Source organism: Brevibacillus sp. YAE8, from assembly GCF_057543335.1.
The window spans coordinates 38,678-65,082 of record NZ_BAAIYG010000021.1; the positions used below are offsets into that span (position 1 = coordinate 38,678).

General features: G+C 50.7%; 22 protein-coding genes and 1 other RNA gene. 10 read left to right on the plus strand and 13 right to left on the minus strand.

All coding sequences use genetic code 11. The features are described 5' to 3' along the window. Positions 1-15 precede the first annotated feature (15 nt). The 3 genes from AC27IT_RS20205 to AC27IT_RS20215 all read right to left on the minus strand — a co-directional run bounded on the left by AC27IT_RS20205 (position 16) and on the right by AC27IT_RS20215 (position 4,038). Positions 16-1,356 carry an MFS transporter gene (locus tag AC27IT_RS20205; protein ID WP_007786488.1) on the minus strand — a complete coding sequence of 447 codons (1,341 nt, stop codon included), beginning with the start codon at positions 1,354-1,356 and terminating at the stop codon, positions 16-18. A 42-nt stretch (positions 1,357-1,398) separates the two neighbouring features. Next, positions 1,399-2,148, minus strand: a complete 750-nt coding sequence (locus AC27IT_RS20210) for an aspartate/glutamate racemase family protein (RefSeq protein WP_007786486.1) — start codon at positions 2,146-2,148, stop codon at positions 1,399-1,401. A gap of 210 nt (positions 2,149-2,358) precedes the next feature. After that, positions 2,359-4,038, minus strand: coding sequence for a PucR family transcriptional regulator (locus AC27IT_RS20215; protein ID WP_026558087.1), 1,680 nt, complete (start codon positions 4,036-4,038; stop codon positions 2,359-2,361). A 959-nt stretch (positions 4,039-4,997) separates the two neighbouring features. On the opposite strand from AC27IT_RS20215, the gene AC27IT_RS20220 reads away from it, so the two are divergent. Then, positions 4,998-5,417 carry a hypothetical protein gene (locus AC27IT_RS20220; RefSeq protein ID WP_260507610.1) on the plus strand — a complete coding sequence of 140 codons (420 nt, stop codon included), beginning with the start codon at positions 4,998-5,000 and terminating at the stop codon, positions 5,415-5,417. A 684-nt stretch (positions 5,418-6,101) separates the two neighbouring features. Here the strand turns inward: AC27IT_RS20220 and AC27IT_RS20225 are convergent. The 6 genes from AC27IT_RS20225 to secG form a co-directional block, all read right to left on the minus strand. Beyond that, entirely contained in the window at positions 6,102-8,756 is a 2,655-nt protein-coding gene (locus AC27IT_RS20225) for a KGGVGR-motif variant AAA ATPase (RefSeq protein ID WP_283858334.1), read from the minus strand. Position 8,757: 1 nt separating this feature from the next. Continuing rightward, positions 8,758-9,183: a hypothetical protein gene (locus AC27IT_RS20230; protein ID WP_283858335.1), complete on the minus strand. Its 426-nt coding sequence runs from the start codon at positions 9,181-9,183 to the stop codon at positions 8,758-8,760. A gap of 139 nt (positions 9,184-9,322) precedes the next feature. Further along, positions 9,323-9,679: a transfer-messenger RNA gene (gene ssrA / locus AC27IT_RS20235) on the minus strand. A 168-nt stretch (positions 9,680-9,847) separates the two neighbouring features. Then, positions 9,848-10,321, minus strand: coding sequence for an SsrA-binding protein SmpB (gene smpB, locus AC27IT_RS20240; protein WP_005826964.1), 474 nt, complete (start codon positions 10,319-10,321; stop codon positions 9,848-9,850). Between the two features lie 205 nt (positions 10,322-10,526). Further along, positions 10,527-13,031: a ribonuclease R gene (gene rnr, locus AC27IT_RS20245; protein ID WP_025849014.1), complete on the minus strand. Its 2,505-nt coding sequence runs from the start codon at positions 13,029-13,031 to the stop codon at positions 10,527-10,529. 143 nt (positions 13,032-13,174) lie between these two features. Then, positions 13,175-13,417 (minus strand): preprotein translocase subunit SecG, encoded by a 243-nt coding sequence (gene secG, locus AC27IT_RS20250; protein ID WP_003843341.1) that lies wholly within the window; start codon positions 13,415-13,417, stop codon positions 13,175-13,177. Between the two features lie 298 nt (positions 13,418-13,715). Between secG and AC27IT_RS20255 the strand changes: the two genes are divergently transcribed. From AC27IT_RS20255 to AC27IT_RS20275, 5 genes are all read left to right on the plus strand, one after another. Further along, positions 13,716-14,111 carry a YqzM family protein gene (locus tag AC27IT_RS20255; RefSeq protein ID WP_327944793.1) on the plus strand — a complete coding sequence of 132 codons (396 nt, stop codon included), beginning with the start codon at positions 13,716-13,718 and terminating at the stop codon, positions 14,109-14,111. A 79-nt stretch (positions 14,112-14,190) separates the two neighbouring features. Next, complete coding sequence (locus AC27IT_RS20260) at positions 14,191-14,946, plus strand: ABC transporter ATP-binding protein (protein WP_007782223.1); 756 nt, start codon at positions 14,191-14,193, stop codon at positions 14,944-14,946. After that, the gene (locus tag AC27IT_RS20265) at positions 14,943-15,689 is read left to right on the plus strand and encodes an ABC transporter permease (RefSeq protein WP_005826954.1); all 747 of its coding nucleotides are present in this window, start codon (positions 14,943-14,945) and stop codon (positions 15,687-15,689) included. The genes AC27IT_RS20260 and AC27IT_RS20265 overlap by 4 nt, the downstream gene beginning before the upstream one ends. Positions 15,690-15,809: 120 nt before the next feature. After that, positions 15,810-16,334, plus strand: coding sequence for an RNA polymerase sigma factor (locus tag AC27IT_RS20270; RefSeq protein ID WP_327944794.1), 525 nt, complete (start codon positions 15,810-15,812; stop codon positions 16,332-16,334). Then, positions 16,324-17,577 carry a YjgB family protein gene (locus AC27IT_RS20275; RefSeq protein ID WP_327944795.1) on the plus strand — a complete coding sequence of 418 codons (1,254 nt, stop codon included), beginning with the start codon at positions 16,324-16,326 and terminating at the stop codon, positions 17,575-17,577. Before AC27IT_RS20270 ends, AC27IT_RS20275 begins: the two co-directional genes overlap by 11 nt. A 77-nt stretch (positions 17,578-17,654) precedes the next feature. On the opposite strand, the gene AC27IT_RS20280 is transcribed toward AC27IT_RS20275, so the two are convergent. After that, a complete protein-coding gene (locus tag AC27IT_RS20280) occupies positions 17,655-18,665 on the minus strand; it encodes an ABC transporter substrate-binding protein (RefSeq protein ID WP_025849005.1) in 1,011 nt (336 codons plus the stop codon). Positions 18,666-18,873: 208 nt separating this feature from the next. Here AC27IT_RS20280 and AC27IT_RS20285 point away from each other — a divergent pair, with 208 nt between their 5' ends. From AC27IT_RS20285 to AC27IT_RS20300, 4 genes are all read left to right on the plus strand, one after another. After that, on the plus strand, positions 18,874-19,884 hold the full coding sequence (locus tag AC27IT_RS20285) for a FecCD family ABC transporter permease (RefSeq protein ID WP_327920076.1): 1,011 nt from the start codon (positions 18,874-18,876) through the stop codon (positions 19,882-19,884). After that, the gene (locus AC27IT_RS20290; RefSeq protein ID WP_025849001.1) at positions 19,881-20,915 is read left to right on the plus strand and encodes a FecCD family ABC transporter permease; all 1,035 of its coding nucleotides are present in this window, start codon (positions 19,881-19,883) and stop codon (positions 20,913-20,915) included. Before AC27IT_RS20285 ends, AC27IT_RS20290 begins: the two co-directional genes overlap by 4 nt. A gap of 19 nt (positions 20,916-20,934) precedes the next feature. Further along, positions 20,935-21,768 carry an ABC transporter ATP-binding protein gene (locus tag AC27IT_RS20295; protein WP_007782211.1) on the plus strand — a complete coding sequence of 278 codons (834 nt, stop codon included), beginning with the start codon at positions 20,935-20,937 and terminating at the stop codon, positions 21,766-21,768. 150 nt (positions 21,769-21,918) lie between these two features. Next, positions 21,919-22,560: a hypothetical protein gene (locus AC27IT_RS20300; protein WP_155808715.1), complete on the plus strand. Its 642-nt coding sequence runs from the start codon at positions 21,919-21,921 to the stop codon at positions 22,558-22,560. Positions 22,561-22,712: 152 nt separating this feature from the next. Here AC27IT_RS20300 and eno read toward each other — a convergent pair whose 3' ends face one another. The 3 genes from eno to tpiA form a co-directional block, all read right to left on the minus strand. Next, positions 22,713-23,999: a phosphopyruvate hydratase gene (eno, locus tag AC27IT_RS20305; RefSeq protein WP_221843252.1), complete on the minus strand. Its 1,287-nt coding sequence runs from the start codon at positions 23,997-23,999 to the stop codon at positions 22,713-22,715. A gap of 87 nt (positions 24,000-24,086) precedes the next feature. After that, positions 24,087-25,628 (minus strand): 2,3-bisphosphoglycerate-independent phosphoglycerate mutase, encoded by a 1,542-nt coding sequence (gene gpmI, locus AC27IT_RS20310; RefSeq protein ID WP_025848995.1) that lies wholly within the window; start codon positions 25,626-25,628, stop codon positions 24,087-24,089. 15 nt (positions 25,629-25,643) lie between these two features. Further along, complete coding sequence (gene tpiA / locus AC27IT_RS20315; protein WP_327944796.1) at positions 25,644-26,402, minus strand: triose-phosphate isomerase; 759 nt, start codon at positions 26,400-26,402, stop codon at positions 25,644-25,646. Between the last annotated feature and the right edge of the window lie 3 nt (positions 26,403-26,405).

The following is a 26,405-nucleotide window of genomic DNA, read 5'->3' on the forward strand; positions in this document are numbered from 1 at the left end:
TGGACTGTTACAGCATTAATGCAAAATCTCGCCTTCCGTTTCCTTCAGGAAAAGCGAAGCCACAAATGTAACGACAAGAAAAGCGGAGATAAAGGAAACCGTAGTCAAAAAGCTGCTGTTGATCGCCAGCATAGCTCCGATTACACTTGGCGCAATCGCGTTGGCTACCCGTTGGCCGGTCATCCCTACAGAATAGCTGACACCGCGGACCTCTGTCGGATACAGCTCAGCCATCCATGTATCCCATACTCCCCACGCCCCCAAACTGAAGAACGAAAGGGCAAAATTCCAGATATACATTTCCTGCAAGGTATTTGCGTTGGCAAAGCCAAACCCGCTGACCGCTGCAAAAAAGACGAACAGCGCCATTACCTTTTTGCGTCCATATTTGCCCGTCAAATACGAGGAGACCATGTAACCGGGAAACATGAAGAGGGCAGATATTGCCATAAAGCCCATTCCTTCCGGCGCACTCAATCCTTTTTTCGCCAAAAGTGCCGGCATCCAGGAGGACAGTCCCCAATATCCCCAGGAAAAACTAAAGTTGATGAGGAGCTGCAAAATTGTCGAACGCCGGAATTGCCCTCTAAAAATCTCCAGGAAAGAACCTGTTTTCACATTCTCCACAGCAAGCTCGACGCTGTTAATCTCTCTTTGCATCGTGCCTTTGGAAAGTTTGTCAATAACCTCCTTCGCCTCCGAATGGCGACCTTTTCCGGCCAACCAGTACGGCGACTCAGGCACAAACGCCGCGATTGCCAGGAACCACAAACCGGCAAGCGAGCTGACGCCAATAATCCAGCGCCAGCCAAGCTCCATAAAGAGGTAGGTCGTGCCAATGGCAAGCAAATAGCCCACAGGCCATCCAGAAGCCAGATACACCGCGGCCTTCCCACGCACCTTCATGGGGAGCAGCTCCTCGAAGTACGGGAACGTTGCCACCAAAACCCCAGAGAGCGCCACACCGGACAAGAAGCGGGTCCACCAAAGCATTTCGTAGGTGAGTGAGAATGCGCTAATAAGCGAAATGATTCCATAAAGCCCAAAACTGAAAATCATTGATTGCTTGCGGCCGATTTTATCAACGAGCTTTCCCCATAGCAGGCATCCCGGGATCATCCCAAGATAAATGGAGCCGATGAGCGATCCGATTTGAGTGCCGTCCAGTTGAAACTCGCCGCCAATTGAAGCGCTTGCCAGAATGACAATCATCATTTCCCACGATTCAATCACAAAGGAGAAAAAAAGCACCAATCCCGCTTGCCAATGCTGACTGGTAACCGGCATGTTTTCAAACAGCGCTCCAACGGGTACTGATCGCTTTTGCAGTACCTCCACTCCGCTTTCTGCTCTCATAATGGCCCCCCTTATCTCTTCTCACAGCCGCTAACTCGTTTTTTAAAACAGCTTCCAGCAGGCCACTTCTTCATCAGGCGGCGATTGGTAGCCATCCAGCTTGCTGTGGCTCCAACCGAATTTTTGGTTGAGCTCTATCAAAAATTCGGCGTATTTAAAAGGTGCAAGGCTTGCATCAATAACCGGAACACCCAGTTCCTCCTGAATTTCCCGATAAAAGCCAAATTCAATCGTGCATCCCAGCACAAGCACATTGGCTCCATCCTTCTCGACAGCCTCTCGCGCTGCCTCACGCATTCGCTGCATGGTCACCTGATGATCTTTCTGAAAATCGTGCACGCCCATATCGAGTGACTTGAAAGAAGCCAATTTGTCGGCAAAGCCATATTTATGGACGTTTTCTCTCATCTCGGGTATCCACTTGCGCCGCCCGACAATGATCGAGATACTCTCTCCCAATGTCGACGCAATATGCAAGCTGGCTTCAGCCGGAGCCGTGACGACCATTTTTTTCGAAATCTCTCGAGCCGCCCTCAAGACAGGATCATAGAAGCAGCCGATAATTGCCGCATCGTAGCCTTCTTCTTCGGCTCTTTTAATCACGCGGAGGATTTCGGGCATCAGCATCACTTCGTAGCAGTTGTACTCCAGATGAGTCGGTCCAGGCCCCGGGGTCAAGGAAACCACATCCACAATCGTCCCCGCCTGCTTGATCCTGTCAAACTCGCTCTTGAAAATGGTGTCGAACAAATCAGTAGTGACCGGATTGATCCACAAAATTCTTTTATCCATGTGAATGCCCCCTCATCGGTTTTGGTTTTTCCCAATCTTGTGTGTCCATCATGCAGCCCACAGCCCCCTCTCCTGCATAGCTTTCAGTCATACTGCTTGTTTCTGTTCACATTATTTCACACAAAAATAATAATCTTAATATTTAAAACAAACAAAAAACAGCCCGTTTCTTTGTCTATCGCAGACAAATCGAGCTGTTTTGCGCTTCTTTTATGGCAATAGCTTCCTGGCCTTCAGCGCCAGATGGAAATTCAATCTTTCCTCAGGCTTTTTAAATGGATCAAACCCGAGAATCTCCTTCGCTTTTTCAATCCGGTATTTGACCGTATTGGGATGTACGAACAACCGCTTTGCGACATCTGTAAAGATTTCCTTTTCATCCAGATACGCTTCCACCGTCTTTACGAGATCCGTTTGATTTTTGGCATCATATTGATAGAGCTGATCGAGCAGCCCCGTTGTAAACTGGTCTAACAACTTGCCGGATATTTCCCCCAGAATCCCGAATACACCCAGCTCATTCACTGCTGTAATACTGCCTGTCCCAAACATTTTGCAGCCGAGCTCAAGAGCTTGCAGCGCTTCCCTGTAGCTTTGGTCCAAATTCAACGGCGACGGATAAAAACCGCCGATCCCAGCAGATGCGCGGGCTTTGCCGCTTCCCGCTTCGATAGCATCTTTTAAGAGGACCGCAAGATTTTTCGCCTCTTGTTGCGAATGTTGCTTGTCAAATTGCCTGTCAAAATGAATGAAAATGACCAACATGTCCCCCTTTACCACAAAATTGCATTTGGGAGCATGCTGATTGATTGTTGACCGGACCGCCGCGTGGATGCGGCTTTCCAATTTACCCATCTCTTTTTCAAGACCATCGCTGAAGTCAAAACGCATGACCAGCACCATATGTTTTTTCACCAGATTGAGCCCGACCGCTCTCGCTCTCTCGTACAAATCCTCTTCTCTAACATATTTCCCTTCGAACATTTCCGTCAAAAAGTCACTTCGCATTCGCCTTTTCGCTTCGGTAATCGCCCGCTGCTTGGCAATCTCCAGAGCGACCGCAGTAGAAGCGTGCGAGATAGCAATGAAATCAAGCTCTTGTAAGGGAGCCCCCATCTCTAAGGTAAAAATGTACCCCAGAGGATCGCTTATCACTCCTGCAGGCATAACGATCAGCCGTACAGACCGCCCCTCTATCTCAAACAAGCTGGAGTGAAACACCATCTCCATCGCAGAATCGTGTGTCCAGTTTCCAGCTTTATCAAACTGAATCCGCTCCGACATTTCTGTCATAAGCAAACACTTTTTTAAAAACGAATGTTCTGCCGCTTCTTTTGACCCTAAAGCCAAAATTTCGAACATATCGTCGGTAATCATTACCGGCTGCTTGATTAATCCGGTCAACGTCTTGGCAATCGCATTCACATCACCGCCATACAGTATGACACGGGTCATCTCCCTGTTAATCTCTTCCGATTGTTTCAACAACTGTGATTGCCGATTCAGGATCGTCCCCAACACGGCAGAAAAAACCGTAGCATAAGGCATCGCAGGAGGCAACAAAATGACAGGAAGGCCAGAAATATTCGCTGCCTCCACGATCGCCTTCTGCATGATCTTGTCAGCAATCATCGGATGAATCCCCAAAGCTGCTGCCCCGTTTTCAGCAAGCTTTTTAATCGTATTCACTTGTGCCTCCAGATCATCTTTCAAGCTGTGAAAGGTGGTCAGCACAAGCTCGCCTCCCAAAACTAAATGCTCCACTTCGGTTATGGGCATTTCCAAAACATTTACCTGATTGATGATCCTGTCCAAACCATCGAAACCGGCGATAACACGTAAACTTTGCAGCGCGTCCAACCGCAGCATCTCCTGCACCGTGATCCCCATTTTCGATCCTCCTCTCGGCCTAACCTTCCTAGAAGTAGATAAGGTACCTTTCCTGATTCGTTGATTAGACGAGCTTCACAAGATCATACTGTTTCGTAAGAGAGTGTTGCGGGCATTATTGTTTTTTCTAGCTCGTTCATTTCTAATTGGCTTCGTTTATGCATTTGTAAATCTGATCGAAATAGTCTTTATTATGAATAGTCGCATTTATTATATCATTTTGTATTTGGATTGACTTTTGGTAGTGATAGTGCCTTGTGCAGTCTGGGCATTTCGCTTGGGTTTCTGGATGACTTTGGACCTGAAAGGCGCGCTGTTGGTAGCTGGTAAGGGCGGGGATGTTTTATGGAAAGGAGAAAGGAAAAAACGACTATTCCTTGATCGTTAAGAGAGTAGTCGCTCCTATTTATCGTTCCCTTACGGAGTTATCACCTGTCCAGTAATCGCATCAACAAATTGATCTCCCCGCCCCATTTGCGGACGATATACATACACCTGATTGATTAACCGCAATTCAAGCGGATGTACCTTCAGGTAATTCGCGGCTGCCTGTTCTGGGGAAATCAAGAGTTTTTTTCTATTCATTCTAACATTTAGAGGTGAAGATATTGCTTCACACTGTCGCCAATAAGTTCAGACGAAATTGATCCCTGTCCTACAGAGGGGGCCAGTCCCATAATGAACGGTTCTTATTTCAGTGTATCCCTCAAAATCTCGCATGTAAGCCCGTTGCTTCCGCTCGATCTTCACTAGACGTTTGCAATAACTGTCGTCCCGCACCAGCTTGATCTGCTCGAAGGAAGGGTTACCTTTCCCCCGTCCCATTCTATCTTCGCCTACTCTCCCCATTCATTCCCAGACCGAACTGATTATGTTCATCAGGCAAAGAAGCACATTTTCTTAATTTGTCCAGTCACCGCCGTATTTTGGTGAATACGCTTCACTGTGGAGGTGACAACATGAGTTCGAAAAAGGATGAGAGAAGTAAAAAGTACGAAATCCAAGTTGTGCATTCTACTCCGAACACAGGTTTAAGCAAGGAAGAAATCGAGCAGTGCTACCAGGACTTGCAGGATTTGAACGACGCTGCTTCGGCGTTTTTTCGAATCCCTGTGTTTTTTAGTCATCAAAATTTGTTTACGCTCGGTCCTCCACAGCCGCCGTTTACTATCCAACAGCAATTCGTGATTCGCATGTTCAAAGAAATCAAGAAAGAACTCCTCTTCCCGCGCACTTTGCCCAACACAGAACAATATCCGAATACTACACTGGAAAACATTCGTACGATGATTAACTCGAGTTATGGCATGGCTTCTGTCCTTCTACGACCAACGAGGGCCACGAAGAGGGAGAACCGTACTCGCCTTTTTGCAAATTGAACCTGCAATGGCTTATCAATACGGTTTACCATTGCTACTTGTGATTGAGGACGAGGTTCAGGCAGGCGGCATTTGGGGAGGGGCTGGTCAGCTCGCTCCGTTTACTCCCATCGTTTGGTTTTCTAGTTCTGTATCGGTAGATGATTTTTTTAAAAGCCCCCAGTGGAAATCCGCTCTGAAAAACTGGGCTGGGCAAGTTAGAAGCGGGTACTTTATACAGACAGGGCCTGCATTTCAGTATCGTTGTGATGACTGATGATTGAGCCATTTCATGCATAGCGAGACTTTGGACAGGTTACACTTTTCACCGCCTAGTTAGTCGCCATGCGTGGCACATCGCAAAAAAGCCACCTCTGCAGGTGGCTTTTTTTATGCAGGTGGAGAACACCTATCGGACCTCAGTGCCCCATAGAGGTAAAACAGCGATACATGAGCATCGCCGAGAGAGCTCGCAGTTTTAGGTAACAACATAACATCAGTATTGTCCAAAAATGCATCTTAGTTCGAAAATGTGAGGCTAATAATTAGTTTCTAAACAAATTACTCGTCATGTAAGAAAAGGATCAGGGTATGTCTCTTCCTAGTAAACCCATGTTAACAAGACAAGCCGCTGCATACCCTAATTACTCACAAAAAACCAACCTCTGGTAAGTTTAATTCTTGCTCCGGACGAGCTACTGTCCCTCACTTCCTACGTTGTGCTCTTTTTAATAAAGCGAAAACTTTTGGTCTTGCCCCACTTTGCAAACTGAATCCAAGCCCTCTCCGAATAATTTCTGGCATATAATAACCAGTGTCAATTTTAACCAAGTATCCTTGTTGCTCCAAGAATCTCGCCTCATCATTCGATAGCCCAAAATCCTCTAATTGGAAAGGGACTTGTCTCTGATCAGGAGATTTTGACTGTAATTTAGCAAAGATTTTTTCTACCAATGGCATTTCTTGCTCAATTTCTTTTATTTTTTGTTCAGAGCATGGTTTAATAGCATTACGTATTGCAGAAGGAGACAGATATCGGTCATTTAAAGGAGTAGTATTTGTACTTTCAATCGCTGCATACCTTAGAAACCGTATTATGTCTCTTGCTTGTAGTTGTTCGTTTAAATCGGATAAAACAGCGATAATCCAGTTTGCTGAATACGCTTCTTTAGAGTCTTTCCTCCCTAATTTAATTCCCCACAGTGGGTATAATTTTTCTTCAAGTGCTTCACCAGTTAAGTTTTCAATCGGTATTTGAGATGAATAAAATGATTTGTCTACCTCACAACTTAGCCAGAGGGCTAGTCGCAATGCCTCAACATTCGTCCATTTAAGCTCAAATAAAGAATATTGAGCATAGAATTGCGTCCAATTCTGCTCGACTGAGTTAATTGCAACATCCCTTCTTAAAAACAGCAGTAGACCGATTCGACCTTCAGGCATAGATCTAAGTTCATTGATAATTCCCTGACATAATGCCCTAACTGCAGTTCTTTCTTTGGATGAGTTGGTTACATTTAAGAAGAGCTCTTCAAGACCATCTGCTATAAAGAGAACTCTTTTATTTGTTTTTTCTAAATATGTCTGTAAATCTTCAAAATTCTCAAAAGGCAACCCCGTAAATTCCAGTATTTTCTTCCTCCAGAAGGTTTTCCATTCTGCTTCTGTTCCAGTGTTAGCCTCAAATAATTCTATCTCGTCAGTTAAAGATAAGATACTCCTAATACTAATGTCAAAACCTAAGGCAGTTCTTAGCGCATCCATATGAAGGGACATATCACTAACGGACTCATCTGCAAGGTTCTTTGGTTTAAGAAAGGGTACTACATGAGTTATGGTTTCGAACTTTTCATTTCCACCTTCAACCTTATTTATAAAATTTTCCCACGTGCCTGATCTTAACAACTGTAAATATGCAAATGTTTTGCCTGATCCCTTTGCTCCGAGTACAACTGAAACTGGTGCAGTATAACGATACTTTCGAGTAATATTCTTTAGAGGAATCGTCGTTAAGAAGTTAGAGATAAGTTTTGTCTCTGCATGCTCCATTTCTGTAGCTGTAGTAACTAATTTTTTTAAAAAAGATGACTTTTTATTATTGGGTATAGAGTTCTCCCTCTCTGAATTCGCCTTAATGTCCACCCAATCTGATACTAATAAATCTATGGTTTTAGACATTTCTGAGTTGGATAACTTTCTATCAATTGAATCAAACCCTTCAAGATGTACCAAATTAGAGCTAAACGATAGAAATTCTACAAGTCGGTCAAACGGTTTGTCAATATCTTGTTCTTTCTCCATACTCTTAAATACATCAAGAAATTCTTCAGCCATATTCATACGTTCTTCATTATCTATTTCTTCAGGAACCATAGAAATTAACACTGTAGGATATGGATATTTTTCATGAAGAGGCTTATCATATATTTGCTTTAAAATTGTCTTTAGTCCTCTCCGGGACTGAAGAGAAGTTGAAGATACATAAATTTTCCTTACTCTTGGATCAAACAAAACAGGTGCCGCAAACTCACTAACTCCTGCTCTTAAGTCAATCAAAACAGCATCAACTTCCAATTCCCTTCCAAGCTCTGATAAAAAATCAGTAATTACCCACTCTCTATCGTTCATTTTGATTATATTTTCAGGGGTAGTTGGCATAAGCATTACTTGTTGAACTTCCCTATATGCAGGCAAGAAAAAATGCTCAACAAATTGTCTTTCTATTGGCAACCGAAGAGCTGTCTCTTTGATTTTCTTTGCAACAAACGGCAATACTTGTTTCCAATTTTTATTGTCATGAACTAATGCCAAGGCATCTAATAAACTCATATCACTGAAGATGCCTTGCGTTTCAGCCAACCAAGTTAATCCTGGGGCCTCGATATCACTATCAACTATTAGTAAGCGATATTGACGATTCTTTTCAGTATTCCTTTTGGTGCTTAAAGCTCTCACCGTTGAGAGCAATGATAATGTTCGACCTACCCCACCTTTATAAGAATGAAAAGCAATTACAGGCACACCCTTAAGATCTTCTGGCTCAGAAAATCTCCTTGATAATTCCTTGAATAATGGTAATGACTGATTATCTTCATGAAATCCATTCTCCAAGTGTTCAAACGATATTTTTAGAATCCGCTCTCCAAAGTCTAACCTAATGAATCTACTCTCTCTAGAGTAATGAAGACCGAACATTTCCTTTAAGATAATATCTGATTCTAAATAATCTTCTTCAGTAAAATCATGAACTGTGCTAATCACAATTTCGTCATTATAAACGTCTACACTACTCCATTTATGATGCCAATTTTGCAATTTAAACTTCCGTTCCACATCATACCAGGTATAAAAAAAATCCATACTATATCCTCCTATTTATCCACTCAACTATTTCCCACAACTCTTCGATAATTCTTTTCTCACTTTCAAAGTCTACCTCAATACCATACCGCCAAATTTGATTGTATTCAGATGGCGGCGCACTACTGCCATTCATACAACTAAGGCTAGGAAGCTTAAAATGCCCATATCCTAGATAACTGAGGATATATTTGATATTATGCCCATTTTTTCCGTTAAGTTTATCTTTAAGCTCTCTGTGAAGCATAAATGCTTCTGTTGTACTTCCTCTTATTTTCTGAAGAAGCAATACTTTCAATCCACACTCAACGGCATAAAAAAGGAGCAATTTATGTGAAAACTTTACATGTGGTTCTTTTGCACTTTTAGAAATTAGATAATGAACTCTGAAAACTTTTTTTAGTTCGTGTACCTTAGCATGTATCATTTTCAAACTCCTAGAGATAAATAGTATTGAATAATCTCAATTTCCAATTCCATTATTATTACCAAATTCCTGCATGCTATAAGAAAAACGTCTATTTCTTCTTTTATAAAGAAACAGACGTTTTTATGTAGTGTTTTTATGGTGGAGGCGGGGGGATTCGAACCCCCGTCCGAAAACAGCGATACATGAGCATCTCCGAGCGCAGTCACTCGTTTAGAGTTTCGGTGACAGATTCGCGGAGTGACGCGCTGACCTGGCACCTAGCCTGATTGGTCTTCTTCCTTTGGCTCCAGGCGGAAGCCTCCGGCGTAGCCCGTTAAAGTTGAGCCCTATCCACGGCACACGGGCCGATGCAGTGGGAGAGCCTCACTGGTTATTAAGCAGCGAGAGAAAGTTGTTTGTTGCCAGTTAATGGCGTTTGCGTTGGTGACGAGGTCCGCAACCCCCCGGCTCGCTTCTCATGCTCTACCATCCCCGTCGAATCCAGAACGCCCCCATGGTATAAGGTGAGAAAAAGCCTAGGTGAAGAGCCATTGATCCGCACCTAGACTGTTGTGTACAAAATGGTGTATTGCTTGCTGCCTATTTAATATAGCACAAGCGGCAGGCAAAACTCAACGTCGATTGCTGCCAGGCCTGCCAAAGCAAACCAGTTAGGCAGCGCTCAGGCCTTTTGGCGTTCGCGCAGGGCGCGCTCGACTTCGCGGGCAGCGTCCTTTTTCTTGAGGTCTTCGCGCTTGTCGTAGTTCTTTTTCCCTTTGACGAGTGCGAGCTCGACTTTGGCCCAGCCGCCCTTCAAATAAATGCTCAGCGGGACCAGCGAGTAGCCTCTTTCGCGAATCAGGCCGTTCAACTTGAGGATTTCCAGTCGTCTCATCAACAGCTTGCGGGTACGCTCCGGCTCGTGGTTGAAACGGTTGCCCTGCTCGTACGGGCTGATGTGCACGTTGTAGAGGAGCAGCTCGCCGTTTTGTACGCGGGCAAAGCTGTCCTTGAGCTGGACACGCGCGGCACGCACCGACTTGATCTCCGTACCGGTCAGGGCAATCCCTGCTTCGAATACTTGCTCGATGTGGTAATCGTGGCGCGCTTTTCGGTTTTGGGCGACTGTCTTGGTTCCGGCTTTATCTTTTGACATGGAGATCACCTCGCTTGTACGTACTGCGTTTCGTAACAGTTAGTCTAGCAAATTTTGCCCGCTGTGGCAAGACATTTGCCGGGTAACTGCCGTGTTTGCCGCGTCCACCCGATCGCAAACAGGAAGTCTCCTCCCTGTTCAAGCTCGTCTCTGCCTGCTTGCCGGGGCCTCCCCTGTACGGAAAGCCCCTTACACAACCGTTTAATTAACGCCGCTTCCGTTTCGCCTGGCTGACTACATTCTTGCGGCTTTTCTTTTTGGAGCGGACAAAATCTTCCCAGAAGCCCTTCTGCTGCTCCCCTTGGGCCTCTTCTCCACCCTGCCCAATCGGCAGGACGTCTTTGTTTCCAGTTGCTGGACCGGAAGCTGGGCCGCGCGAAGCTTTGTTCCCTTCGCCTTTGCGGCGATCCTTGTACTTCTGGCGGATTTCCGCCGGGTGCTTTTTGGCCTTTTGGCGATCTGGCCGCTCGGGACGGCCACCGCGGGAGCGATCCTGCTTGCCGCGAGTCGGCTTGCGACCTGTGCCCCGGCCGTCGATGACGCGCGGCGTGCGCTCGCGGCTGCCGCGGAATCCGGCTGCCTTGGTCATGCCGACGATCTCGAAGTCGATGGTGCGCTCATCCACGTTGACGTTCGCCACGCGGACCTGCACTACATCCCCGATGCGGTACTGCTTGCCCGTCCGCTCGCCTACCAGCGCGTACATTTTTTCGTGGTAATGATAGTAGTCGTCGGTCAGGAAGCTGATGTGCACCAGGCCCTCGATCGTGTTGGGCAGCTCCACAAACAGCCCGAACGAGGTCACACTGGAAATGACGCCCTCGAACTCCTCTCCGACGCGCTCCTTCATGAACTCAGCTTTTTTCAGGTCGTCTGTCTCGCGCTCGGCATCTACCGCCAGCCGCTCGCGCTGGGAGGCGTGCTCGGCGATAATCGGCATCTGCTCGGCCCAGTACGCCAGGCGCTTCTCCGACAGGTTGTTGCCCTGCTCGATCCACTCGCGAATGCGTCGGTGGACGATGAGGTCGGGGTAGCGGCGAATCGGCGACGTAAAGTGCGTGTAAAACTCGGTGGACAAGCCGTAGTGACCCAGACTTTCCGCGTCGTAGCGCGCTTGCTTCATGGAACGTAGCATGACCGTGCTGATGATAATCTCTTCCGGCGTGCCTTTTACCTCTTCCAAAAGCTGCTGCAGGGCGCGCGGGTGGACAGAGTTGCCCTTGCCGCGGATCGAGTAGCCGAAGTTGGTGATGAACTCCATGAAGGCCATCAGCTTTTCGGCGTTCGGGTCTTCGTGAATCCGGTACATAAACGGCTGCTTCATCCAGTGGAAATGCTCGGCCACTGTTTCGTTGGCCGCCAGCATAAATTCCTCAATGATCTGCTCCGCGATGGAGCGCGTGCGGAACCCGATGTCTGTCGGGGTGCCCTCATCGTTGACGTAAATTTTCGCTTCGCGGAAATCGAAGTCGATTGCGCCGCGCTGCATCCGTTTGGAACGCAACTTCAACGCCAGCTTCTCCATCTCCTGGAACATCGGGACGAGCTCGCTGTACTTCTCGATCAAGGCTTCGTCCTTGTCTTCCAGGATGCTGCGCACATCGGCGTACGTCATGCGTTCGTTCGTGCGAATCACGCTGAGAAAAATATCGTACTTCACGAGTTGCGCGTTTTGGTCCATCTCCATGTCGCAGGAGATCGTCAGTCGGTCTACCTTTGGATTCAGACTGCATATCCCGTTGGACAAACGGTGCGGCAGCATCGGGATGACGCGGTCGACCAGATAGACGCTCGTGCCCCGGCGATACGCTTCGTTATCCAGAGCCGATTTTTCGCGGACGTAATAGCTGACGTCGGCAATATGCACACCGAGCCTGACATTGCCGTTTTCCAGCACTTCGAGCGAAACGGCGTCGTCCAGGTCCTTGGCGTCTGCTCCGTCGATGGTGACCATCATCCGGTCGCGCAGGTCGCGGCGTCCCTTGATCTCCTCTTCCGAAATCTCGTCCGGCGCCGCTTCTGCCTCGGCCAGCACATCCTCCGGAAATGCTTCCGGCAGGTTGAACTTGCGGATGATGGACAAAATGTCCACACCCGGATCGTTTTTATGCCCCAGAATTTCTACGATCTCTCCCTCGGGATTGACCCGTCCTTCCGGGTAGCGGACGATGTTGGCGACGACCTTGTGGCCGTCTACCGCTCCGTTATATGCGTTTTTCGGAATAAAAATATCTTTGCCGATCCGTTTCTCATCCGGAATCACAAACGCGTAGTACGTCTCATCCTTGAACGTCCCCACAACCTGGGTCATGCCCCGTTCGACGACGCGAATAATTCGCCCTTCCAGGCGATTGCCGCCCGCTTCCTTCTCGACACGCACGAGCACGGTGTCGCCGTGAATCGCTCCATTCATGTCGTTGGCGTGGACGTATATATCTTCCATGTCAGGCGTTTCCGGAATAATAAATCCGAAGCCTTTTGGATGGCTTTGCAGACGCCCGCGCACCAGGTTCATTTTTTCCGGCACGCCGTATCGGTTCGCACGCGTGCGAATTACCTCGCCGCTTGCTTCCAGTGCGTTCAGCGTTTTCACCAGCTCCTTGAAGGAAGCCGAGTCCTTGAGCTCAAACGCTTCCTCCAGCTCCTTCACCGTCATGGGGTGATAAGCTTGCTCCCGCATGAACGCGAGTATCTTTTCTTGATCTGTCATTCACAAACCTCCTTTTTTCGCGTGGCTCTACCGCGCTCCTCCATTTATCCATTACTATGTAGTATTCACCGTTCATCTACATCGCAATCGGAATAGCGAAAAAGACAGCAAGTCGCACTCGCTGTCTTTCGGCTATTCGTCTATTACGCTCCTGTTTTCAAGAAATATCCGAGCAAAATCGCAAAAATCATGAAAGCAACCGCAAACACAACGGTCAGTTTCCCTAAAAGTGCGTCAATCCCACGGGCTTTTTGCTTGCCCATCAGTTGCTCTGCACCGCCACCAATCGCTCCCGAAAGGCCGGCACTTTTTCCAGATTGCAGCAACACGACGATAATTAAGCCAATACTTGCGATCACAAGTAAAATTTTCGCAGCCAATGCCATCTTCATTCACCTCAAAACGGATTTCCAAGGCGGTAAAAAACCAATATAAACACTTTATCATACTTGTCAGGTAACAGCAACCCGCTATCCCTTCCATTATATATAAACCAAACTACCATGAAATAATATTTGCCTGTTTTACGCACAATATAAGCGACAATACTAGAAAAGATTGTTTACACAAAATTGGCAAATTGTGTACTTTCTTTGTCTGTTTGGCCGTCGCCTTGCAACTGTCAAGATTTTGCCGTAAAATTGCAGTTGAACCTTTATTATTTGCTTCGGGAGGTCTTTGTCAATGGCTGGGTCCAACAAAAAAGACATGAATCAAAACGACGTAATTGATTCCGCGAAGGCCTTTTTCACTTCGTTTGGTATCTTGTTTCTAGTTTTTCTCATTGCACTCGTAGGATCGATTATTTTCCCACCAAAACATGGAGAAGAAGCGCAAGGTGGCGGTGCACCTACTGCCAACATTGATGCTGAAGCTATTTTCAAGCAAAACTGTGCTTCCTGTCATGGACAAAATCTGGAGGGGATCGCTGGTCCGAACCTGACTAAAGTCGGGGCAACTCACAGCGCTGAAGACATCGCCAAAATTATCAAAGAAGGTAAAGGCGGCATGCCTCCAGGAATGCTGAAAAAACAACCGGAAATTCAAGCGGTTGCACAATGGCTGTCGGAGCATAAATAAGTACATAGATAGCCTGTATTGGAGAAACACCGGAGACTCGTCCTCTTCGGTGTTTTCCCGTTGATGGGAGGATTTTTGCATGAGTACCGTCATGGAGATTGAAGCTTTGGGCAAAAAAGTCCTCTCGCCCTCCGGCCACTGGCTTTTCCACGACCTGAACGCGATCATCCCGGAACCTGCCATTATCGGAATCCTTGGAAAATCGGGGCAGGGAAAAAGCACGCTGCTGCGCATTCTCGGTCGTCTTTTGCCGCCAGACAGCGGTACGGTCCGGCTCGCGCAAAAAGAAATGACCCAGTGGGATAGCGGCGCCTGGCGCATGAAAGTGAGCTACGTCGCTCAGCAGGCGATCATGCTGCCGGGCACAGTGGAAGACAATTTGCGTACCGTAAGCGTGCTGCATCAGCGCTCATTCGATGAAAAGCTCGCTCGCGCCCTGTGCGAGCAGCTTCATTTGGAGCAGGTCGACTGGTCAAAGCCGGCCGACCAGCTTTCTGGCGGAGAAAAGCAACGGCTTGCCCTTATCCGCACCTTGCTACTGCAGCCGGACGTCCTTTTGCTGGACGAAGTGACGGCCTCGCTCGATACGGCCAGCAAACAGGCCACGGAGCAGTTGCTCGTCGATTTGCATGAGCAGTCAGGCACGACCATTCTCTGGGTCACGCATGATCTGGAGGAGGCCCGCAGCCGTTGTCAGCGCATCTGGTTTCTGGCGGAGCACCAACTACAGGCTGACCTGCCCAGCCACTCCTTTTTCCACGCGCCGCCCACGATACAAGCCCGCGACTTTTTGCAAAGCGCGCATGCGCACACAGCGAGAGAGGTGCACTCATGACCTATACATCCATCTGGATCGCCTTTGCCTTCGTATTGATCGCCCTCCTCCTCTCTCTATGGCAAAGGCTTGGGCTGGAAAAAGAAATCGCCATCGGCACGGTCCGTTCCACCTTGCAGTTGCTGGTCATCGGCTACGTGCTGCAGTTTGTTTTCCACGCGGACAGCCTGCTGTTCATCCTCTTGATTATCGCCATGATGATTGCGGTCGCCTCCTGGAACGCCGCCAGCAAAGGGAAAAAGCTGCGCGGCATTTTTTGGCGGATCGCGATTTCGCTTTCGATCACGGAGCTGGTCACCATGGGACTGCTGGTAACACTCGGACTGGTCACGCCTACGCCCCAGTACCTCATTCCCATGAGCGGCATGATTATCGGTAGCTCCATGATCGTTTGCAGCTTGTTCCTCTCCCATATGAACCGTGAAGTGGAAACTTCCCGTGGCGAGATCGAGACGCTGCTCTGCCTGGGTGCGACTCCCCGCCAGGCCGTTCAAGCGGTATTGAAGCGCGCCGTCAAAGCGAGCATGATCCCTACGTTTGACACGATGAAAACAATCGGGCTCGTTCAGCTTCCCGGAATGATGACCGGCATGATTATCGCTGGCGCAAGCCCGGTCGAAGCCGTCCGCTACCAAATTCTCATCATGCTCAGCTTCAGCTCCTCTGCCGCTGTCTCTGCTGTCCTCATCAGCATGCTGAGCTATCGGCTCTGGTTTACCCGCGACGCCATGCTTCACCACTAACTAAAAAAACGAATTTCCAGAAACTGTCGGTCATAATTCCGGCAGTTTTTTTCGTCTTTTGTAATGAAAGCGCACCTTGGTCGTCAAATTACAAGTAGAAAGCAAAAAGGTGGTTCAGCTATGGACAAAAACAACATCATTGAGCAATGGTTTCTGCGCTATAGCGACGACATCTACAAGTTTCTCGTCTACTATACCGGAAACAAAGACGTGGAAGATCTCGTCCAGGATGTATTCCTCAAGGCGCTGCGGTCACTGGATACGTTTGAAGGCAGATCGCAACCGAAGACATGGCTGCTCACCATCGCCAGGCATACGGCAATCGACTTCGCCAGAAAACAACGATTTCGCAACTGGCTGCCGGACAAATGGCTCGCCAAAGTTCAATCCGAAGAAAAGACGCCAGAGGAGATTTTGCATTTGCACGACGAACAGCAAGCGCTGTACCATGCGCTGCGGCAAATGAAGCCCACCTATCGCGAGGTACTGATCCTTCGCGGGATCAAGGGACTATCCTCCAAGGAAACCGCTGAAATATTGGATTGGTCGGAAAGCAAGGTCAACGTCACCATGCATCGGGCCATGAAGGCGGTAAAAGAGCAGCTTTTGCAGGAAAGAAAGGGGATGGTAGGCGATGCGATTTAAAACAGATGAACAACTTTTAGAAGAAATGAAAGGACTGCCTGACATGAAAATGACCGAAGGAAAAAAACAAGCGATTTTGTCTACGATTCGTTCCACCGACGCGCATTCGCGCACTCAATCCGAACCAGTTGTGTCTGCCCGCCGCTTTTCCGGGCTGGGAAAAGGCTTGGCGATCTGCTCCGTGCTTGCCGCGACGATCTGGATGGGAGCAACCCTCATCAGCAACAATCAGCAGAGCGCACTGCCAGATCCGACCAACCAGACGCCCGGCTCGACATCTGCTTCGCCAGGGCCTGAAGCCGGCAAAGGAAATGCCGTAAACCCTGCACCTGTCACGCCACAATCCGAGCAGTTGCTGCCGCTGATCCGCACGGAAGCGGAAAAAGGCAAAGGGTTTACCGCACCGTACACCGTGGAAAACACCGTCTTCGACCAAGTCGAAAAAGACTGGGGCAAGCCAGACTATACCGATCAAGCCAACGGACTCACCTACTCCACCTATACGAAGCGCGGCGTCGTGTTCGGCTACAACAAAGGCATGCAGCTTGTCGACATCCGCACGACCGATCCCCGCTTGCATCAAATCCATTTGTCCGAAGTGGAAAAAGCGTGGGGCAAACCGAACCGCGTCAGCGAATTTGGCAATCAGACCATTTACACCTACGACGTGACGAGCAAATACCAGGTGAAGTTCATCTTCCAGGGCTTGAAGAGCGCAGGTGACACGAACCTCGTTCTCGTGAGATACAACGTCTACTACCCGCAAGGCAACAAAAACCTGATGCTGTACGGAAGCAACATCGACATGCTGCAAGACTTGCGCGAGCTGGCCAAAAACGGGCAGACGCTCGGCAGCGAGTATCGGGTAGAAAAAGACGTCTTTGACGAAATCGAAAAACAAATCGGCAAGCCTGATGTCGTCTCCTACGTCAACGGACTCACATACAATACGTACCAGAATCGCGGACTGGTCTTCGCCTTTAACAAAGGCATGCAAGTCGTCGATATTCGTTCCTACGACCCTCGCCTGCAAGCGATCACGCAAGCAGAGGTTTTGCAAGCATTGGGCAAGCCAAACAGCACCGCGACCGCAGCCGGGCAAACCATTTACACGTACAAGGTCACGCCGGACTACGAGTTGAAAATCGTCTTTTCCGGAACTGCGGGCAAACCGGAGAGTTTCTACATCGATCACGTGAACATTTACTACCCGCGCGGCACCGTCAACAACATGGCAGGGTAACCTCACAGACCGCAGCAGCGCATGCAAACAGGCAAAAAGACAGGAGCAACTCGCCCCTGTCTTTTTTGTCTCTGCGCTTATTTGCCGATGATGTAGCCTTCCAGCTCATCCAGCACTTTGTTTGCCGCGATGACACCGCCGGAAGTGTTCCAGATCGTGTCATCCACTTTGAACGCTTTGCCTGCTTTTACTACGTTCAGGTTTTTCCACAATGGATCGTTCGTCCATTCTTGCTCGATCTTGGACGCTTCGCCTTTTCCTGTCTCATACGTGAAGTAGAACATGATGTCGCCGTCCATCTCTGGAATGCGCTCTTTGGTTACTTCTGCTGCAAACTCTTCTTTGTCTTGGGAAGCTGGACGAGCCAGACCCAGGTCTTTGAAGATCGCGCCAGTGAAGGTGTCTTTATAGTAGATGCGAACTTTACCAGGCATGAAACGCACGACGGATACTTGCGTTTTCAGCTTGTCGCCCGCTTTTTCCTTGAACTCGGCTACGCGCTTGTTCCAGTCAGCGATGATTTTCTCGCCTTCCGCCTTTTTGTTGACAGCTTCTGCGTACAGGCTGAAGTTTGCTTTCCAGTCGCCGCGTGGCTCTTCTACGAACACGGTCGGAGCGATTGCGGACAGTTGTTGATAAATTTTTTCATGACGGAATTTCATACCGAGAATCAGATCAGGCTTCAGGGCAGCGATTGCTTCCAGGTTTGGCTGACCTTCTGTACCAACAGACTTGGTGCCTTCCAGGAAGGACTTGGTGAAATCGTAGAATTGAGTCGGATCATGAGCGGCACCAACAGCACCTACTGGCTTCACGCCAAGTGCCATCAAGGTTTCTGTCCCTTGGTTGGTCAGCATGACAACGCGCTGTGGTGTACCTTTAATAGTGGTTTCGCCCATAGCGTGTTTGACTGTATAGGATTGGTCGGAACTGTTGGCATTGCCTGTAGCCTGGTCAGCAGGCTTTTGTTCTGCCGGTGCTTGTTCCGTTGCCTGCGGAGTGCCGCAACCAGTGACCACCAGCAACAGCGCCATCAAAACCGCAAAGAATGTTTTAAACCCTGCGGTCCGATATGTACGAGAAAACATGGTAAGAGGACCCCCTTAATGATTTGTGTAATTGAGAATGTCAATCAATGACATTGATTATCCTACCTTCATGTCCGGCTACAGTCAAGCACAAATTGATAATGACTATCAACATCATTGACACATGCCTAGGGCTGCCTCTAATATTACTGTATAGCCGTGCCAACAAGCACGTCGTACAACATGCATAGATAAGGATGTAGCCCTCATGAATTCTTTACTAGGCAGCAATTTTCGTAAAATTCTTGGAGTGGCTATCGCCATTCTGCTATTGGTTTATCTCAGCTATGCCAGCCTTGTTTTTGGCGTGATTGACACCAACTGGCAAACCGCCATCGACGCCTATACCAACTTCAACGGCACAAACGAACACATTGTCATTAAAGAAGTTCGGGTGCCGCGCGTGCTGAATGCGCTCACGGTCGGCTTTTGCCTCGGCCTCGCTGGTACCCTGCTGCAATCGTTGACGAGAAACCCTGTTGCAGATGTTGAGCTGTTTGGACTGAACGCAGGCGCTTCTCTCTTTGTCGTTTTTGCCGTTACGTTTGTCGGGATCAACTCGCTCACGGAGTTTACGTGGATCTCCTTTTTCGGAGCTGCCGTTGCCGGGTTCATCGTCTACCTGCTCGGCTCGTTCGGCAGGGATGGCCTCACTCCCGTCAAGCTGGTGCTTGCCGGTGCGGCGATTACCGCCTTGGCCGCTTCCATCCGCCACGCCATGATGGTGCTCAACGAAAAAGCGGCTGACGAGGTGCTTTTCTGGCTCGCTGGCTCTGTCGGCGGAAGAAAGCTAGAGTATTTGGCTACCGTCTTTCCTTATATGGCCTTCGCCTGGATCGCCGCTTTCCTGCTCGCCCGCCCTATTCAGACGCTGCTCATGGGCGACGATGTGGCAAAAGGGCTCGGCCAGCGCACTTTGCTTGTCAAGCTCTCTACCGGTGTCGTGATTGTCCTGCTCTCCGGCTGCGCCGTAGCTGTCGCTGGCCCAATCGGCTTCGTCGGACTGGTCACGCCGCACCTCGCCCGCTATCTGGTCGGAATCGAAACGCATTGGGTGCTTTTGTACAGCGGACTGCTCGGCTCGATCCTCCTGCTTGTGGCCGATATCGGCGCCCGATTCATCGCCATGCCTGCGGAAGTGCCTATTGGTGTGATGACCGCCCTGATTGGTGTTCCGTTCTTCATCTATGTCGCACGAAAGGGGCTGGAAAAGGAATGAAGCCACACCTGCCTCTGCGCTTTGGCAAACGTTTTTCTTTTCAGCTACACAAAAAGACGCTGCTGTATTCGACCATCGCTCTGCTGATTGCCCTGGCTGTGACTGTCGTCAGTCTGGGGATGGGCGAAATGAAAATTGCGCCGCTGGATGTCGTCAAAGTCTTTCTCGGTACCGGTTCTGAAGGAGATGCGTTGATCGTTCAGCAATTCCGCCTTCCGCGCATTCTGATTGCCATTCTCGTGGGAGCAGCCTTGGCTGCGGCGGGCGCCATCATGCAAGGAATTATTCGCAATCCGCTCGCTTCGCCGGATGTCCTCGGGGTAGCCGGAGGCGCTTCCGTTGCGGCCGTTGGCTTTTTGCTCGTATTTGAAACAGCCAGCATCAAATGGTTGCCTCCTACCGCGTTTTTGGGAGCCATGCTGACGACGTTTCTGCTGTACGCCCTGTCGTGGAAAAAAGGCGTCACGCCGCTGCGTCTCGTCATGATCGGTGTCGGAATCAAGATCGCTGCGGGTGCGCTTGTCACCATTTTGATTATGTTCAGCCCGTTTTTGCTGCAAAACAAAGCCTTGCTCTGGTTGACGGGAAGCATCTACGGCGTCGACTGGAACGATGTGTTCATGATCTTGCCGTGGGTCGTCATCCTGATTGCAGTCGCTGCCGTTCTCGCCCGCAGAGTCAACATCCAGCAGCTCGGCGACGATGTCGCGACGAGCCTGGGCAGCGCGCTGCAATGGGATCGTTTCCTTCTGCTCATGATCTGCGCCGCGTTGACCGGAACAGCCGTGTCCGTCGGAGGAGACATCAGCTTCGTCGCTTTGCTCGCGCCGCACATCGCCAAACAGCTAATCGGCCCGTCCTTTGGCGGTGCGCTCCCGCTGTCGGCGTTTCTCGGCGCCATCATCGTGCTCGCTGCCGATTTGATCGCGCGCACGGCCTTTTCTCCGATCGAGGTGCCTGTCGGGGTCTTCACCTCTGCGATCGGTGCTCCGTTTTTCATCTATTTGCTGTACAAAAACCGAAATCGCTAGCGAAAGGAGTTCTGCCCTCATGCAAGCTTTGGAAACCCGCAACCTCACCTTGTCCTACGGGGAACGCAACATCATCGAAGCACTCAACCTGAATATCCCGCGTGGAAAAATCACGGTTTTCATCGGCAGCAACGGCAGCGGCAAATCGACACTGCTGCGCTCGCTGGCTCGCCTGCTGAAGCCGAAGGAAGGAGCCATTTTGCTAGAGGGTGAATCAATCGCCAAGCGGTCTACGAAGGAAGTAGCAAAACGTCTGGCTATCCTCCCGCAAGGCCCGACCGCCCCGGAAGGCTTGACGATTCAGCAACTGGTCAAGCAGGGACGCTACCCTTATCAAAACTGGCTTCAGCAATGGTCAGAGGAAGACGAGCAAATGGTCGCAAAAGCACTGGCCGCTACCCAGCTTACCGAGCTGGCCAACCGCTCTGTCGACAGCCTCTCCGGAGGTCAGCGCCAGCGGGCCTGGATCGCCATGACACTGGCGCAAGGGACCGAAACGATTCTGCTCGACGAACCGACGACGTATCTGGACATGTCGCACCAGATTGAAATATTGGACCTGTTGTATGAGCTGAATGAAATGGAACAACGCACCATCGTCATGGTCCTCCACGACTTGAATCTCGCTTGCCGCTACGCGCACCATATCGTCGCCGTGCACAACCAGACAGTCGTGGCCGAGGGCGCGCCGGAAGAAATCCTGACGACCGACCTCGTGCGCACCGTGTTTGATATGGACTGCCAGATCACCCTGGACCCGCTGTACGGCACGCCGATGTGCATTCCTTACAGCAAGTGCCGGATTGGCTCTGGCAGCGTGAAGACAAAAGAAAAAGCAGTCGCGATGTCGTAAAACGGCAGCCGCTCCACAAGGACTGAACCTCTCGCACAGGCTCAGTCCTTTTTTATGTCAAAAGCAAAACATCCGCAGATGCCTATTGCCCGCATCGCCCATAGTATGTAGAAATGACACGCATTGCCATGCGGAAGGGAGAGAGCCAGCTTGCCATATACGATACGCGAACAGTACATTCACCTGCCAAAACTGTACGATTGGGTGTTCGTCACGAGCTATTGCCGCGCCCGGCTCCCTGTCCCCGCGCCTTTGCGCTCATCCCTGCACGACAGACTGCGTGCCGGGCTGCCGCTATCTGTACAATGTCTGCCTCCTGACCACCCTTGTTCCTGCTTGCCTGTCTCCTGCCGCCTACTGCCTCCCGTCCGGCAAGCTGTTCACATGGCAGGCAGCCAGCGCGTGCCGATCGCGATTGCCCGCTTCATTGTCGAGGCAACGCTCAGCGTGCTTTTTTTCGTCGATGGCGATTTGCTGTTCGAGCTTCCCGCGCCGCTCTGCCTGGAGGAAGAAGTAGCGCTCAGCCTGCCACAGCCGTTGGACCACGAAAACATCACATGCCGGCTCGCCGCTGCGGAATGCCGTCCGAATCCTGCGCTGTTGCAGCAGACGGGTGCAGTTGAGCTGGATGTCTTCCTCTGCCTGGAGATTCTCGTCGAGGCGCCTGTCGTCTTAGAGGTCATAGGCCGGATGTGTGCGCCGCGCCCCGCTTCCATCCCCGTTCCCCCTCGCAAGCTCGCTTTGGACTGCACCCCTTTTCGCCTGCCGCCAAACTGTCCCAGGCTACAGTAGCGATCTCTCTGCGCATGAGAAAACTTGGCTGCGTCGAGCCTTTGGCGCAGCCTTAGTTGCACTTATACTGGATAAGAATCTTATCTCTATGAAAAAAGCGGCCCTTACGCATCGTCTGCGCAGGTACCGCTTCTTTTTGCTGGCCGATGGCCTTATTTTTTCAGGTTGTAAAATGCAGCGCGTCCGCCAAAACGGGAAGTGTCAGCCAGTTCGTCCTCGATGCGCAGCAATTGGTTGTACTTCGCCACGCGGTCGGTACGGGAAGGCGCACCTGTCTTGATTTGTCCCGCATTGGTAGCTACCGCGATATCGGAGATGGTGGAGTCTTCGGTTTCGCCGGAGCGGTGGGAAATAACCGCTGTGTAGCCTGCGCGCTTCGCCATTTCGATCGCTTCAAACGTCTCTGTCAGGGTACCGATCTGGTTTACTTTTACCAGGATGGAGTTGCCTGTGGAAGACTCGATACCGCGCGCCAGACGCTCGGTGTTGGTCACGAACAGGTCGTCACCCACGAGCTGTACTTTGCTGCCCAGCTTGTCAGTCAGCGCTTTCCAGCCATCCCAGTCGTCTTCGGACAAGCCGTCTTCGATGGAGATGATCGGGTATTTGCTTACCAGGTCTTCGTAGAACGCGATCATTTCTTCGGTTGTTTTCACAACGCCTTCGCCTTCGAAGTGGTATTTGCCGTCTTTGAACATTTCGGTCGCTGCTACGTCCAACGCGAGGAACACGTCTTTGCCCGGCTCGTAGCCAGCAGCCTTGATCGCATCCAGAATGGTCGTGATCGCTTCTTCGTTGGACTTCAGGTTTGGAGCGAAGCCGCCCTCATCGCCTACTGCTGTGCTCAGACCTTTGTCATGCAGCACTTTTTTCAGGGAGTGGAAAATTTCCGCGCCCATGCGCAGCGCTTCCTTGAAAGACTCTGCGCCTACTGGCATAACCATAAATTCCTGGATGTCTACTGTGTTGTCTGCGTGCTTGCCGCCGTTTAAGATGTTCATCATCGGAACTGGCAATGTTCTTGCGTTGAAGCCGCCCAAGTAGTTGTAGAGAGGCACTCCGAGGGAGTCAGCAGCAGCGCGTGCTACCGCCATGGAGACGCCGAGGATCGCGTTTGCGCCCAGCTTGCCTTTGTTGTGCGTGCCGTCGAGCTGGATCATCGCCATGTCGATGCCGACTTGATCCAGAGCATCCATGCCGATCAGCTCAGGAGCAATGATTTCGTTGACGTTTTCTACGGCTTTCAGTACGCCTTTGCCCAGGTAGCGGGCTTTGTCGCCATCGCGAAGCTCAACCGCTTCATAGGCACCTGTGGACGCTCCGGATGGAACTGCTGCGCGGCCCATCGAGCCGTCTTCGAGATATACTTCCACTTCCACGGTTGGATTACCGCGGGAGTCCATAATTTCGCGTGCATAAATGTCAGTAATCATTGCCATTTCTCGATCCATCTCCTTTTAGTATGCGAGGTGCCCCGCAAGTATTTGTATGGCATCTAGTCACCTATCAGTGTGTCCTAGAGCGGGCTATTTTGCAAGTAACGATTTGCCTGTCATTTCCACTGGCTGCTCGGCTCCCAGCAGGTCGAGCAAGGTCGGAGCCAGATCGGCCAAAATACCGTCTTCTCGCAGCTTCTCTCCTGCTTTGGTCACAATCACAGGCACGGGATACGTGCTGTGCGAGGTGATCGGACGCCCTTCCTCATCCAGCATCAGATCGGCGTTGCCGTGGTCGGCTGTAATGACAGCCACGCCTCCTTTGGCGAGAATCGCGTCAACTACGCGGCCCAGGCATGCGTCAACGGTTTCGACGGCCTTGATCGTCGGCTCCATTTTCCCGGAGTGGCCGACCATGTCGCAGTTGGCGAAGTTGAGAATGATCGCGTCGAAGTTCTCCGCTTCAATCTCTGCGACAACCGCATCGGTCAGCTCGGGAGCGCTCATTTCCGGCTGAAGGTCGTAGGTTGCCACTTTTGGCGAAGGAATCAGGATGCGCGTCTCGCCTGGGAACTCCTGCTCGCGCCCGCCGCTAAAGAAGAAAGTCACGTGCGGATATTTCTCCGTCTCGGCGATGCGCAGTTGCTTCAATCCGTGCTGCGAAAGCACTTCTCCCAATGTGTTGTCCAGGTTGGAAGGCTTGTAGGCCACGTATCCGTTCACCGTCTCGGAAAAATGGGTCAGGCAGACAAAGTGCAGATCGCGCGGGCGTCCCTCGCCGCGATCAAAGCCGCGGAAGTCCTCGTTCGTAAATGCTTGCGAAATTTGGATCGCCCGGTCAGGACGGAAGTTGTAAAAGATGATTGAGTCGCCGCTTTCGATCTTCGCCACCGGCTTGTCGTCTTCGCCGACAATCACTGTCGGCATGACAAATTCGTCCATGATCGACTTTTCGTAGGACTCTTTGACCGCCTGGATCGGATCGCGGTAAGCGGGAGCATCCGCATACACCATGGCGCGATACGCTTTTTCGATGCGCTCCCAGCGTTTGTCCCGGTCCATCGCGTAGTAGCGGCCCTGCACCGTTGCGATTTTGCCTACGCCGATTTCCGCAATCTTCGCTTGCAGTTGCTCAATGTAGCCAACGGCGCTGTCCGGCGATACGTCGCGGCCGTCGAGAAAGCCGTGAATGTAGACGCGGTCAAAATCTTGCCGCTTGGCCAGCTCCAAAATCGCGTACAAATGCTCGATATGGCTGTGCACGCCGCCGTCGGACAATAGCCCGAACAGGTGGAGCTGCTTGTTGTTTTGCTTCGCGTGCTCGAAGGCAGCTACCAATGTTTCGTTTTCAAAAAAGGCGCCTTCGCGAATCGACTTGGTGATGCGGGTCAAATCTTGATAGACGACACGGCCTGCACCGATGTTCAGATGTCCTACCTCGGAGTTCCCCATTTGCCCTTCCGGCAATCCGACAGCCAGTCCACTCGCTTCCAGCGTCGCATGGGGGTATTCGTTCCAGAAACGGTCAAAGTTCGGTTTGTTCGCTTGCGCTACCGCGTTGCCGTACGTTTCGCTGCGCAAGGCAAAGCCATCCAGAATCAACAGCGCTACCGGCTTTGGTCTTTGTGCCATCTGTTTCTCCTCCTCCTATCGCTTGGCCGCACCTGCCACGAGCTGCAAGTAGCTGTCCGCAGCCAGGCTCGCTCCGCCGACCAGCGCACCGTCGATATCCGGCTGCGCCATGTAGCTGGCGATGTTTTCCGGCTTGACGCTGCCGCCGTACTGAATACGCACGGCTTCCGCTGTCGCCTGGCCGAAGCGCTCCGCGACCACGCTGCGGATCAACGAAATCGTCTCGTTGGCATCCTCGGCAGTCGAGGACTTGCCTGTGCCAATCGCCCAGATCGGTTCGTAGGCGATGATGCTTGTCGCCACCTGCTCGGCTGTCAGGCCCGCAAACGCCCCTTCCGTCTGCGTGCGCACCACTTGAGCGGTCTCGCCTGCTTCCCGCTGCTCCAGGCTTTCGCCGACACACACGATCGGCACCAGACCTGCTGCAAGCGCAGCTACGACTTTTTGATTCACGCTCTCATCTGTTTCGTTGAAGTATTGGCGACGCTCGGAATGGCCGAGAATCACGTACTCCACGCCGATTTCCTTCAGCATCGCCGCGCTGATTTCCCCGGTGTATGCACCCTGCTCGGCAAAATGCATGTTTTGCGCGCCAACGGCAATATCTGTGCCGGCAAACGCCTCTTTCAAGGCAGCCAAAGCTGTAAATGGCGCGCAAATGACTTTTTGTACCCCGGAAGTGCTGTTGCCAGCCTTGGCTTCTTCCGCAAACGCCTTCGCCTCGGCAATCGTCTTGAACATCTTCCAGTTCCCCGCGATAATTGGTGTCCGCATGCA